Below are 11,717 nucleotides of genomic sequence, written 5' to 3' on the forward strand. Positions count from 1 at the left end.
CAACGACACCCTCAAAGGCCAACTGAACCTCGAGCAACACGGCGGGCGCACCATCGACGGCGTCGGAGTCCGCATCGCCCAACGACTCCTCGCCCTGACCGCCGCCATCTGGCACAACCGCGCAACCGGACAACCCATCACCCGATCCCTGACCGCCTACGACCACTGACCGACATACGCATTAATCATCTAGGTGCGGACGTGCGCTGGGGAAGTTGTCCGGACCTAAGGTCGTGGCGACATTGTGAAGTTTGATGTTGGTGTGCTGGGAGATCACGCGCCGGGATGAGCCCGGGACTTCCTGACGTGTGCTGCCCGTTGCCGGCAGGTTTGTGTCAATCTGGTCGATGAACCTGTGGCGAACGGGTCACCTACAGGCCGTCACCGTGCCAGCGGGTGCCCGGGGAGACGGTCTCGCTCTCGCGCAGCGCGCTCCGGACGTGACGGGGAACGCGCCGGTGTTGCCTTCTCTCCCCAGCGCGGCCGTTGGTCTGCGGGCGGCCCGCGCCTGGGGGAGGGGTTCTCACGCCGGGGTGTCGGCCGCGAGGACGGGGATGATCTGGTCCAGGCCGCCGATGCGCAGGGCCTTGGCGATGTTGGCAGGCAGGGCGGCGACGGTCAGGGTGCCGCCGTGGGCGTGCAGGCGTCGCCAGATGCCCAGCAGGGCGCTCATGCCGGAGGAGTCGCAGAACCGGACGTGCGAGAAGTCCAGCAGCACGTGCACCCCTCGGGTGCCGGTGTCCGGGGCGCTGTCGACCAGGGTCAGGACGTCGTCGTGCACCCGGGCGGCGGTGGCGTGGTCGATCTCGCCGTGCAGGCCGATGACGACCCGGTCGCGGTCGGTGGTGGTCAGGACGACGGTGACGAGAGGCGGGGTGCTCACCGGTCCTCCTCCTTGCCGTCCGTGGCGGCGTCCCGGACGGTGGTGGCGGCGCAGGCCAGTGGTGGGCTGTCGGTCCGGCCGGAGTCGGGTGGCACGACCAGGACAAGCACCGCGACGTCGTCGGCCCGGTCGGGGGCGAAGCGGTCCAGCAGGGCGCCGATTCGGTCGGTCAGCTCCGCGGCGCGGCATCCGGTGTGGCCGGCTAGGAAGCTCTGCAGACCGTCCTCGCCGAACTCCTCGCCGGCGTGGGTGCGGGCCTCGGTGAGGCCGTCGGTGTAGAGCACCAGGGCGTCCCCGGGGCCCAGGCGCCGGGTACCGGTGGCGAACGGCACGTCGGGCAGCATCCCCACCAGCGTCCCCGGTGGGACCGGGAACGGTATGGCCCCGCCTGCGGCGGGCAGCAGGAACGGCGGCGGATGTCCGCCGGAGGCCACGGTCACCTCGAACCCCGCCCCGGCCGCGCTGGCGGCTGGATCGCCCGGATCCCCGGGGGGCGGCGGAGTGAGCACGGCGAACAGCACGGTGCAGAACTTGGGCAGTGCGTCCAGGCTCTGCTCGGCGATCATCGCTGCGTTCAGCTCAGCCAGCACCTGCACGGGGTCGTCGTGGTGGGCGGCCAGCGCGCGCAGGGTGTAGCGGATGAATGAGGTGAGTGACGCGGCCGGGGCGCCCTTGCCGCACACGTCGCCCAACGTCACCGCCCACCGGCCGCCGGTCAACGGGAACAGGTCGTAGAAGTCCCCGCCCACCTCGCGCGCCGAAGCGGTGCGGTAGAGCGCCGCCGACTCCAGGCCGGGCACGTGGGGCAGTGCTGGTGGGACGAGGCTGCGTTGCAGGGTGCCAGCGAAGGACTCGATCTCGGCGCGGTCGCGTTCTGCCTGCTCGCGCAGCTCGCGTTCCAGCCGCAGCCGCTGCATCGCCGACAGCCGCAGCTCCAACTCGTCTAGCACCACCGCGGCCAGGTCGCGCAGCGTGTCCATCCCCGCCTGGTCGATCTCCCGCGGGCGGGTGTCGATCACGTTCACGGTGCCCAGCCGATGCCCGTCGGCGGTGGTGATCGGCGCGGCGGCGTAGAACCGCACCCCCAGCTCGCCGGTAACCAGCGGGTTATCGCACGCGCGGGGGTCGCTGACGGCGTCGGTGACCACGTAGGTGTCGTCGGCCAGGATCGCCGATCCGCACAGGCCCAGGTCGCGCCCGATCTGGGTGACCCCGTCCAGGCCGTGCGCGGCCTTGAACCAGATCCGGTCCTCATCGACGATCGTGATCGTCGCGACCGGCACGTCGAACCAGCGGGCCGCCAGCCGCGCGACCCGGTCGAACGCCCCGTCGGGCGGGGTGTCGAGGATGTCGTAGCGGCGCACCGCCTCAATCCGCGCTGCCTCGACCGCCAGCGGCGAGGCGTCCCGCCCGCCCGGCACCACGATCGGGGTCCAAGCCCCCTCCGGCCGTGCGCCCACCCCGAAACCTCCGCCTTTGAGACTTCTCGCCCTTGTTCGCGAGCGTCGCGCACCGCCGGCCGACCCGGTCCGCGCCCGCAGGACGACCGTACCGGTCGGGCCAATCCCGGCAACACCACCGGCGAAGGCGGGCGCCGCGCCCGGCGGTGGTTTGTCGGTGACGAGGTCAACGTGTGCCAGGTCAGCGAGGGGTGCGCAGCGGGTTGCCGGGATAGAACCCGACGCGCGGGTCGGGTCGTTCCCCGGGCAGGTGATCAAGCGTCGGCACGGCGGCATTCTCTCGGGCGGCGCGGGCGCCGCCTCATCGGCCCGACAAGTACCTCCGGACACCGCCACCACCACCGACAACTAGCTCCGGACACCGACAACTTCAGCTGGACTAGATATTGAGACGAAAGTGATCGTCTTCCTGTAGGTTGATCTCTTGTGGTCGAGGTTGAGGGTGCGCATCGGTTGTCGCTGGCGGCGGAGGTGTTCGGGGTCTCCGAACGGTCGGTGGGCACGTGGTGGCGTGCCTACCGGCGGGATGGTCGTGGCGGCCTGGCGACTCGCAGGGGGCGTCCCGGGCCTGCTGAGCTGATCGGTCCGCGGGATCGGGGCACGCTGTTCGTGGGGTTGACCCGTTTTGACGGACAGGGTCGATGAGGTGTGGTCAGGCTACCTGTTCCAGCGGGTGGTGGTGGGTTGTTTCGTAGGTGGTGGGGCTGAGGTAGCCGAGGCTGGAGTGCAGGCGGCGGGTGTTGTACCAGCCCTCGATGTACTCGAAGATTGCCTTGTGCGCCTGGGTCCTGGTGGGCCAGGGCTGCCGGTCGAGTAGTTCGGTCTTGATGGTGGCGAAGAACGACTCCGCGACGGCGTTGTCCCAACACTGGCCCTTGCGTCCCACCGATAACCGCACATCCATGTCCTCGGCGAGGGTGCCGAATTGGTGGGAGGTGTATTGGCAGCCGCGGTCGGCGTGGAAGATCACGCCGGGTTCGGGGCGGCGGTGTCGTACGGCGTTGTCGAGGGCTTGGGCGACGAGGTCGGTGCGTAGGTGGTCGGCGGTGGCCCAGCCGACTACTCGACGTGAGGCGATGTCGATCACGGTGGCCAGGTGGAGCCACCCTTCCCAGGTGTGGATGTAGGTGATGTCGCCGCACCACCTGGTGTCGATTTCGCCTGCGGCGCAGGAGAAATCGCGTCGGATCAGGTCCGGTGGGACGGTCGCGGCGGGATCGGGAACGGTGGTGGTGCGCCATCGCTTCGGCGCGCGCCCGGCCCGGCCCGCCTCGCGCAACAGTCGGGCGACACGCTTGCGGGAATGTCGCCACCCTCGGGTCCGAAGTTCGGCGTGCACCCGTGGTGCACCATAGGTGCCGCGCGACTCGTCGTGAATCGCGACCACCCGCGCGGTCAACTCGGCGTCCTGCCGGGCACGGGAGGAAGGACGGGCGCCGCGGTGGGCGTAGTAGGCGGCTCGGGAGACCTTCAGCAGCGTGCACGCCCGATGGACGTTGCCGCCGCCCGCTTGCTCCGCCTCGATGAACGGGTAGAGGTTCACCGGGTCTCGTTCGCGAAGAAAGCCGTGGCACGCTTGAGGATCTCCACATCCTCGGCCAGGCGGCGGTTCTCCCGCCGCAGCCGGAGCAGCTCCTCGCGCTCGTCGGTGGTCAACCCGTCGACGCGGGTCCCGGCGTCGCGCTCGGCCTGCACGACCCACTGCCGCACCGCTGTCTCGGTCAGGTCGAAGTCCCTCGCGACCTGACCGGCCGACCGGTCACCCCGCCGGCACAACTCGACGATCTCGGCCTTGAACTCCGGAGTGAACGACCGGCGAGGCCGCCGCTTCTTCCTGCCCATGGACTCCATGATGGGACATCCTTCCGAGGACTCGCGTCCCCTGATCTCGGATGTCCGTCAGAACGGGGCAGGCCCAGTTGGTCCCCGTCGAGGTCAGCGGACGCCGGACATCATAGTCGCCGAGCCCGTCCAGCTTCCAGAGCATCGTCTCGCGGATCTCTCGTAGATCACCGTGCAGATACTCCTTGGCAAGATCATCCATCACAGCCACCAGCCTGCCATCCCGTCAGCAAGCCACCGCGATCCACCAAGCACCGCCGAACGTCCGCCTCTGCCGACGTGAGTGCTGTCGGCGCCCACCCCACTGCACCCGCGCGGTGTCCTTCCAACGGGGGGATGGTCAGGGCTGGTTGGGCTATGGCTCGGGTTGGTGGTCGTTGGGACACTGATGTGGTGGGGCGACGGTTGATCGGCCGACGTAATCTGCTCGGTGGGGCGGTTCTGTTCGGCGCTGGAGTGGCGTTTCCTGGGTTGTTGCCGCGGGCGCGGGCGGTGGCGGCGGATTTCCCGTTCGTGGCTTATCACGGTCTTTCGGCACAGGATCATCAGGCGAGGTTCGATGAGCTGTCGCCGTTGGGGTATCGGATGATCTCGGTGAGCGCGTACGGCAGTCCGCCGCTGTACGCGGCGGTGTGGGTGCAGCGTGCCGGACCGGCGTGGGCGGCGTTTCACGGCGTGCCGGACGCGGAGTACCAGGGACGGTTCGATCAGTTGGTGGCGCAGGGATTGCGGCCGCTCGCGGTGAGCGCCACCGGCAGCGGTTCGGACGTGGTGTTCGCGGCGGTCTTCGAGAGCTCGACGGTGCCGGGTTGGCAGGCGCGGGACGGGCTCGTTGACGGCCCGGACAACCATCCGGGCACGCTGGCCGCGATGAACCGGTGGGCCAGGGACAACGACCACCTGCCGATCGGGCTCACCGTGTACGGAGCCGGCGCGGACGACCGGCGCTATGCCGGGATCTGGGTGGCGAACACGACCGGTACCCGGTGGGTGGCGCACGGGACCGGCGACGCGGACGCCCACCAGGTGTGGTTCGACGCCTACCTCGCCGCCGGGTTGCGCCCGCGGATCGTCGACGCCAATGACGGGCACCAGTACGCGGCGATCTTCAGCGGCGACTCGGTGGGCGCCTGGACCGCGCGCCACCGCCGGACCAGCGCGGAATACCAGGCCGATTTCGATGCGGAACTGCTCGCCGGGCGGATGCCGATCTCGGTGCAGGGTAGCGGCACCCGTCCGGATCTGCGGCTGTCTGCGGTGTTCGCCGCCACGGACCTGCCGATCAATCGCCGGTGGACCCAGATCACCGCAGTCGGCGATCCCACCCAGTCGATCCACCGGACGGTGCGCACCTTCATGCAACGCAACGGAATCTACGCCGGGGTGCTCGCGGTCCGGGGCCCCAACCGCATGATGGCCTCGGCCGGCTACACCTGGGCCGAGCCGGGCTATCCCATTACGCAGCCGACCAGCCTGATGCGCCTGGCCAGCGTCAGCAAGGCGTTCACCAGCGCGGCGATCTACACGCTGGTCACCTCCGGGGCCCTACGCACCTCGGCCCGGGTGTTCCCGCTGCTCGGCATCACCTCGGTGGCACTGCCCAGCCAGGTCAAGGATCCGCGCATCGACGACATCACCGTCCTGCAGTTACTCGACCACACCGCGGGTTGGGTTCGCCGCACGACCTACGACCCGGCCGACTCGTTCCGCCGCATCGCCCGCGAACTCGGCCTGCCGGGCCGGGCAAGCAAACGTGATGTCGCCCGGTACATGTACGGCGAACCGCTCCAGTACACCCCGGGAGCTCCCGGCGATGTGTCCGAAGTGGACCGTTACTCCAACTTCGGCTACATTTTGCTCGGGTTGGTGGTCGAGCAGGTGACCGGCCTGTCCTTCCCGGTCTACCTACGCCAGGCCGTGCTGACCCAGCTCGGCTACCCGAACGACGTCCTGACCGGAAGAACCCTCCAGGCCGGACGCTTTCCCACCGAGGTCCTCTACCACTGCGCAGCCGTCGACACCAGCGCTTGGGATCCCTGGTCGGATACCCCGGTACCGACCGCCTATGGCCACTTTCCGGTCGAGTCGGTCGATGCCAGCGGTGGTCTCGTCGCCACGGCACCGGCCGTGGTCGGCCTCATCAACCGCTTCGCCGCCTGGGGTGTCGGCCCACGCTGGCCCGGCTCCGCACGTTCCGGCCTCATGCCTGGCACCCGCAGCGAAGCCGGCTCCCGTCCGGACAACAAGGACTGGGCCATCATCTTCAACACCACCGACGGCATCGACGACGACCAGTGGCGAGCGTTCATCACCGAACTCGCCACCGCCATCAGTTCCGTCAGCTGCCCACCCGGCGCCGGCGCCTGCTGACCCCGAACTCGGTGCCGCACGTCGCACACCGGCTACGAGCGCGATCGGCGATGCGAATGATCAGCAGGCTTCCGACCTGAAGAGGTCACACAGATAGTCACCCTGCAGCCTCGTGGCCTGGCAGCGAACTACGAAGCACATGCCTCCCGTTGGTGGTCGCCAGCCGAACCGGTGAGCAAGGACATCAACCCGGCCAGCCGCGAGGTAAGGCCCGAGGGCGTCGGCGGGCACGACGCGGGTCTCCAAGGTCTTCTCGCGGTAGCCGAACGGGAGCACGGTGCCCACCATGCAGGCGATACCGAGTATGAGCGACAGCGCATCGAGCGCGCTGTCGGTCCACTTGTTCGTCGCATGGGGTCGCCTGAGCGAGTAGTCGCGGTCCGGCCACCCGCCGACCCTGGGCCTGCGCTTGGGCAGATGGGTCAGGAACGGCGTGCCGACCGTGGTCCAGCTCCGCAGCCCGGTCAGCGGCAGGCTCGGCGCCATCCGCTGGTAATCGCTGCCGAGCCCGTCGAGGGTCATCCGGCGGCGCCGCACCGGCGTCCTCTCCGGGATCATCCTGCGCGCGCGGAGGTAGGGCTTCACCGCGCTGTAGACGGTCTTGTTCTCGTGCATCAGGTGCGCGGTGGTCAGCGCCTCCCAGATCACCGAGCCGCCGTGGCTGTGGCCGATGAGGTGGTAGCCGCGGCCTTCGCGCTCCAAGGCGAAGAGCACAGCGAGCAGTCGGTTGCTCGCCGCCAGCCGCTCCGTGAGGCTGTTCATCCCGCTCCAGTGGAACAGCCGCACGTCCGCGCCCGGCAGCGCCACGCCCTCGGGCAGGTTCTCGGCCAACCACCGCCACGTGCGACTGCCGCGCTGCCACCACCGGTCACCGTCGTCGTGCCTGCCTCGGTCTCGCGCGTTTCGGCTTGGTCGGCGGCATGATCGTCCACTGCGCAGTCATATCACCCACTCGGGTCTACTGGGAGCGGCTGGTGGTGGTGGAGCGGATCAGAAGCCCATGGCGACACCCTCGGCTCTCGGACAGCGCTCGAGTTGACCACCGGCTGCTACGTCATTGGCGTCGGAGGTGAGGACCGCCGCGCCGGTCCCGTCCAGGGCCCGCGCAAAGTTCACGCCGACCTCCCGGCCGACGAAGCCTTCCGCACGCGGCACCCGGCCGAACCGAAGCGGGAGCTCGACGAGCCGCAGCTCGTGAACGGGCTGGTGGAACGCGATACCGCCGGATATCGCGGGCTTGAACGATCGAGCCGAACGTTTCTCCGGTGACGGAGTTGTTCACCGAGCGGGCGTCGTCGTCCCTCGGTACCGGGTTCACGACACCGATCATGGTGCATCGCCGAGGTAGACGTCGCCGGTATCACCCTGTGCCCTGACCGCGGCGGCCGCTCGGTTCTCCATCTCCGGCGCCGTCGAGCGTCTGTCGGTGGCGTGGTCCGCTATCGTGATGCTCTGCGGCTGGACGTGCACGCCGCTCACCGACGCCTCCCCGGCCCGCGCCCGGTATGGCGGTAGCGGTCAAGGTCTCCTGGGGCCCACGGTCCTGGTCCGCACGTGCCGCCGGCAGGCGCGGGATGTCCGGGAAGACCAGCAGCGATGCCCAAGAACCACCCCCCCCGCCCGCCGGGCCCGCGCACAGGTCCGCGTCACCGGCGGCAAGTACACCTCCATCCTGCGGGCGGCCTCCTCTTCGGAGGAGGCTGAGGTGCAGCCTGCCCAGCCGGTGTCGGTGACCAGGCTGAATCCGGAGAAGGCGTTGCGCCGAGTGGATATGGTCGATGCCGCTGACAGCCTGGACTACTACATCAACTACGACTACACCGGAGATCCCGGCGACGCTCAGCGCGGCTGGTACCAGGCGGAGAGGGTGATCGAGTGCGTGGTGCTCGCTTTCGAGGCCGACAGCGCGGAGATCATCTCGGTGCTCGCAGCCCGTCCAGCACGAGGTCGATGAGCCGGGCGGTCTGCTCGGCGTCACTGGTGGCCAGTGAAATCCCGCTGAGCACGGTCAGGATGTCGAGCCCGTCGACATCGGGCCGCAGCTCGGGGCCGCACGCCGCGACCAGCTTGCCGAGGGGCGTCGAGCACAATGTCGCGCCTGGGCACGATCGGGTTGTCGCCGGAGGCGAGGACTATGCGAAGGCGTCGGCCATGCCGTGCTTGGCCGTCATGAAGTCGGTGCAGCGACCCAGCCAAAGGCGCAGCGCGATCTGGGGGTTTGTATGTGCCTCAGGCCGAGGGGCGGTTCTCGCGCGATCGGGCCGCCTGGTGCAGTTCGGGCCGCAGAACGGTCCGGGGTGCGACGGTCTGCCCGCGGCGCAGCCGGGTCAGCACGTGGATGGCGCTCTCGGCGAGGAGGTGTGAGTCTTGGACGACGGTGGCGCGCAATGGGCTGATCCCACTGTCGATCAGCGTGATGGCCTCGGGTATCCCATCGATGCCGACGACCACGGTGTGCTTCGTTCTGGGCGAGTCGGCGGCGTGCAAGGCGTCCACCGCGCCGAGCGCCATCTCGTCGTTTGTGCAGAACACCGCATCGAGCCGACCTTTGCGGGTCTCCAGTTCGAGGACGTGAGTCTGCACGACTTTCTGGGCGCGGGTCCGCTGGAACGCGCAGCTGTCGTCCACCAGGATGGACACCCCGCTCACGCGGACGCGCAGGACGTCGGCGCAGCATCCCTGCCGTTCGGGGAGCCCTTGGCCGGCCACGATGAGCACGCGGGGCGACCGGATGCGGCGTCGGGCAAAGTGGTCGGCCAGCCAGTGGCCTGCCATCGTGCCCAGGTCGGCGGGGCGGTAGCCGACGAATGCCGCGTTGGAGGGATACGGGGCCGCGTCATCGAACGGGTCCACGTCGACGAAGACGATCGGCACGCGCACCTCGGCGCAGAACTCGACCAGTTCCGTTCGCATCCGGTGCGCGTCGGATGCAACCACAAACCCGCCGGCGTATCCGCGCCGGGACTGAACCAAGCGCCTGAGATGGTGGGCCTGCGCGGCGGTGTCGTAGTCGCGGTCGGGCGTCTTGAGCACCATGTCGAGCCCGTTGCGGTCCAGTACCCTCTGCAGGTTGTGCACCAGCCCGGCAAGCCAGTACTTCTGCCGGAACGCCGAGGTCACCAGGAAAACCCGCTTGCCCCGCGCGCGCAGCGATTCCACCACGGCGCTGACCGCCACCGCGACCGGTGCAGCCACCCACGCGAGCACGGCCGGGACCAGCGGCCAGCGGTACAGGAGCGCGAGCCCTCCAAAGACCGCGGCCCCACCAAAAAGCGTCACTGCCCCCACACGCGACCATAGGCGCGGGCCGCGCTGGTAGACGATCCGGATGTCGCGGCCCGCCTGCATCACGGACAAGCGCGAGGACGGCTCGACCGCCCGCACGCTCGCCTCGTTCGACGTCCTGTCGCCGCGCACGTCGCGATGGTCCCACAGCGTGGAGAGCGCGCAGCCGACGTTTCCCGATCGGCCTAACGACCTCGTGCATGGTTGGGTCGGGCGGCTGGGATGATCTTGGTGTGGGTCGTGTGGCCGTGTTGTCGAACTGTCGGGTGACTGGGTTGTCGGCTGAGGTTCTTGCCGTCTTGGTGGCGGAGGTGGGGCCGGTGTGGCAGGCGTGTCAGGACGCGCGGTTGGCTGCCCGGTCTCGCCTGCGCGCGCCGGGTGCGGGCGCGAAGTACCGGCTGGTGTTCGTTGACCGGCTGCTGGCGACCCTGGTGCATCTTCGTCACGGTGTCACCCATGATGTGCTGGGCGCCTGGTTCGGCGTGGACCGCTCGACCATCACACGGGGCATCAACGAGATCCGGCCACTGCTGGCCGAGCGCGGGTGTCGAGTCGATGACGGCAGGCGGCTGCGGACTCTGGCCGAGGTCGTCGACCATCTCGGCGCCGGCGGCAGGGGCGCGATCCTCGACGCCACCGAGGTCCGGGTCCGGCGACCCGCGGCGGACACAGTCGATCGGGACCGGTTCGTCTCGGGCAAGAGCAGGCAGAACGCGATCAAGACCATGGTCATCACCGACCCGCGGGGCAGGATCCTGTTCTGCGGCGCCACCGTGCCCGGCTCCGTCGCCGACATCACCCAAGCCCGCGACAGCGGACTGACCGGTCTGCTCGCAGCCGCGGACAGTGTCGAAATCCTCGCCGACGCCGGCTACCAAGGCCTCGGAGCCGAGACCGGTGGCGCGGTGGTGACGCCGCCGCACCGCAAGTTCCGCAAGAACCCGCCAACCTGGTACGAGCAACACCACGCCGCACAACACAAAACCCACTCATCACGGCGGATCCGCGTCGAACACGGCATCGCCCACCTGAAGAACTGGCGATCCCCGGCCCGCCACCTCGCCCGCCGAGCGACCTTCGACCACACCGTCCGAGCCGTGGCCGGACTGCTCTCCGACCACCAACACAGAGACCGCATCGAACCAACAGCGCGGTAGCCCGGCACGCTCAACCACACCACCGTCTGCCCGACCCAACCATGCACGAGGTCGTTAGCAGCGGAACCATCAGAGTGAACCGGCATGTTATTCACGCGCCGATCCTCGGGATCTTTGACCGAGCAGGGGGCACCCGCGCGGAGGGACTCGGTTTCGTCGAGCGGTCTGTCGCCGGGAACTGGGTGTCTTCCCGCAGATCCACCCCAATGGCGCAGTGGAACATCTGTCGGCACGCCGAGTTGGCCACCATCCGGGCACGACAACCCGGAGACCGGGCAGCGGCGGCGCCGCGCCGTGGGTGGGCCTGCTGATCAGCGATCCGGCGCAGCGGGAGCATCGCTGATCGGACCTGGTGCGGCCGCCCCCCGGCGGCGGTGGGCGCGCAGGCGCAGGGCGTGCAGGTCAACCCGCCGTCCTGGGGCCTGGACCGGCTCGACCAGCGGTCGCGCCCGGTGGACTCGCGGTACCACTACGCCAACACCGGGTCGAACGTGCGCGCCTACATCGTCGGCACCGGCATCCGGTACACCCACCGGGAGTTCAACGGGGCCGCGGTGCCCGGGTACGACGCCATCGGCGGGGACCCGCGCCTTCCTTGAGGCCACGAGGTGATTGTGTATGGGGTGAGCGCCGTCAGCGGCCGCGATCTCACGCGCGCGGCGAGGTCGGGTCGTTCGGCGAGGACGAGCCTGCCGACGGCGGTGGTCAGGAAGGCGGCGT

At 69.4% G+C, this 11,717-nt stretch carries 14 protein-coding genes and 2 pseudogenes; 7 read left to right on the plus strand and 9 right to left on the minus strand.

Annotation, left to right across the window (positions count from 1 at the left end; genetic code table 11):
• A pseudogene (locus ACTG9Q_RS32635) lies at nt 1–169 on the plus strand (IS982 family transposase); the annotation flags it as partial.
• Between the two features lie 354 nt (nt 170–523).
• Here ACTG9Q_RS32635 and ACTG9Q_RS32640 read toward each other — a convergent pair.
• Nucleotides 524–883 carry an STAS domain-containing protein gene (locus ACTG9Q_RS32640; protein ID WP_455576808.1) on the minus strand — a complete coding sequence of 120 codons (360 nt, stop codon included), beginning with the start codon at nt 881–883 and terminating at the stop codon, nt 524–526.
• Complete coding sequence (locus ACTG9Q_RS32645; protein WP_455576809.1) at nt 880–2,343, minus strand: PP2C family protein-serine/threonine phosphatase; 1,464 nt, start codon at nt 2,341–2,343, stop codon at nt 880–882. The genes ACTG9Q_RS32640 and ACTG9Q_RS32645 overlap by 4 nt, the downstream gene beginning before the upstream one ends.
• A 426-nt stretch (nt 2,344–2,769) precedes the next feature.
• Here ACTG9Q_RS32645 and ACTG9Q_RS32650 point away from each other — a divergent pair, with 426 nt between their 5' ends.
• Nucleotides 2,770–2,988 (plus strand): helix-turn-helix domain-containing protein, encoded by a 219-nt coding sequence (locus ACTG9Q_RS32650; RefSeq protein WP_455576810.1) that lies wholly within the window; start codon nt 2,770–2,772, stop codon nt 2,986–2,988.
• Nucleotides 2,989–2,995: 7 nt separating this feature from the next.
• On the opposite strand, the gene ACTG9Q_RS32655 is transcribed toward ACTG9Q_RS32650, so the two are convergent.
• The 3 genes and pseudogenes from ACTG9Q_RS32655 to ACTG9Q_RS32665 form a co-directional block, all read right to left on the minus strand.
• Nucleotides 2,996–3,886, minus strand: coding sequence for an IS3 family transposase (locus tag ACTG9Q_RS32655; protein WP_455576811.1), 891 nt, complete (start codon nt 3,884–3,886; stop codon nt 2,996–2,998).
• Nucleotides 3,883–4,185, minus strand: a complete 303-nt coding sequence (locus ACTG9Q_RS32660; RefSeq protein WP_455576812.1) for a transposase — start codon at nt 4,183–4,185, stop codon at nt 3,883–3,885. The genes ACTG9Q_RS32655 and ACTG9Q_RS32660 overlap by 4 nt, the downstream gene beginning before the upstream one ends.
• A 76-nt stretch (nt 4,186–4,261) precedes the next feature.
• A pseudogene (locus ACTG9Q_RS32665) lies at nt 4,262–4,387 on the minus strand (type I restriction endonuclease subunit M); the annotation flags it as partial.
• Between the two features lie 191 nt (nt 4,388–4,578).
• Between ACTG9Q_RS32665 and ACTG9Q_RS32670 the strand changes: the two are divergent.
• Nucleotides 4,579–6,555, plus strand: coding sequence for a serine hydrolase (locus ACTG9Q_RS32670; protein ID WP_455576813.1), 1,977 nt, complete (start codon nt 4,579–4,581; stop codon nt 6,553–6,555).
• A gap of 60 nt (nt 6,556–6,615) precedes the next feature.
• Here ACTG9Q_RS32670 and ACTG9Q_RS32675 read toward each other — a convergent pair whose 3' ends face one another.
• The gene (locus tag ACTG9Q_RS32675; RefSeq protein ID WP_455576814.1) at nt 6,616–7,386 is read right to left on the minus strand and encodes a hypothetical protein; all 771 of its coding nucleotides are present in this window, start codon (nt 7,384–7,386) and stop codon (nt 6,616–6,618) included.
• A 204-nt stretch (nt 7,387–7,590) separates the two neighbouring features.
• Here ACTG9Q_RS32675 and ACTG9Q_RS32680 point away from each other — a divergent pair, with 204 nt between their 5' ends.
• Complete coding sequence (locus tag ACTG9Q_RS32680; protein WP_455576815.1) at nt 7,591–7,824, plus strand: hypothetical protein; 234 nt, start codon at nt 7,591–7,593, stop codon at nt 7,822–7,824.
• A gap of 57 nt (nt 7,825–7,881) precedes the next feature.
• On the opposite strand, the gene ACTG9Q_RS32685 is transcribed toward ACTG9Q_RS32680, so the two are convergent.
• Entirely contained in the window at nt 7,882–8,034 is a 153-nt protein-coding gene (locus ACTG9Q_RS32685) for a hypothetical protein (RefSeq protein WP_455576816.1), read from the minus strand.
• Between the two features lie 226 nt (nt 8,035–8,260).
• Here ACTG9Q_RS32685 and ACTG9Q_RS32690 point away from each other — a divergent pair, with 226 nt between their 5' ends.
• Nucleotides 8,261–8,509: a hypothetical protein gene (locus tag ACTG9Q_RS32690; RefSeq protein WP_455576817.1), complete on the plus strand. Its 249-nt coding sequence runs from the start codon at nt 8,261–8,263 to the stop codon at nt 8,507–8,509.
• Here ACTG9Q_RS32690 and ACTG9Q_RS32695 read toward each other — a convergent pair.
• Both ACTG9Q_RS32695 and ACTG9Q_RS32700 read right to left on the minus strand, forming a co-directional pair.
• Nucleotides 8,469–8,645: an SbtR family transcriptional regulator gene (locus ACTG9Q_RS32695; protein WP_455576818.1), complete on the minus strand. Its 177-nt coding sequence runs from the start codon at nt 8,643–8,645 to the stop codon at nt 8,469–8,471. The genes ACTG9Q_RS32690 and ACTG9Q_RS32695 overlap by 41 nt on opposite strands.
• A gap of 139 nt (nt 8,646–8,784) precedes the next feature.
• On the minus strand, nt 8,785–9,972 hold the full coding sequence (locus ACTG9Q_RS32700) for a sugar ABC transporter substrate-binding protein (protein WP_455576819.1): 1,188 nt from the start codon (nt 9,970–9,972) through the stop codon (nt 8,785–8,787).
• Nucleotides 9,973–10,073: 101 nt separating this feature from the next.
• On the opposite strand from ACTG9Q_RS32700, the gene ACTG9Q_RS32705 reads away from it, so the two are divergent.
• Both ACTG9Q_RS32705 and ACTG9Q_RS32710 read left to right on the plus strand, forming a co-directional pair.
• Nucleotides 10,074–10,997 (plus strand): transposase family protein, encoded by a 924-nt coding sequence (locus tag ACTG9Q_RS32705; protein ID WP_455576820.1) that lies wholly within the window; start codon nt 10,074–10,076, stop codon nt 10,995–10,997.
• 374 nt (nt 10,998–11,371) lie between these two features.
• The gene (locus ACTG9Q_RS32710) at nt 11,372–11,596 is read left to right on the plus strand and encodes a hypothetical protein (RefSeq protein WP_455576821.1); all 225 of its coding nucleotides are present in this window, start codon (nt 11,372–11,374) and stop codon (nt 11,594–11,596) included.
• The last annotated feature ends 121 nt before the right edge of the window (nt 11,597–11,717 follow it).

It is taken from the genome of Actinokineospora lacus (assembly GCF_053813445.1).

What these genes read in the sequence shown, in the direction of transcription:
- ACTG9Q_RS32660 (WP_455576812.1), bottom strand. Translation starts at nt 4,185, where the DNA reads ATGGGCAGGAAGAAGCGGCGGCCTCGCCGGTCGTTCACTCCGGAGTTC.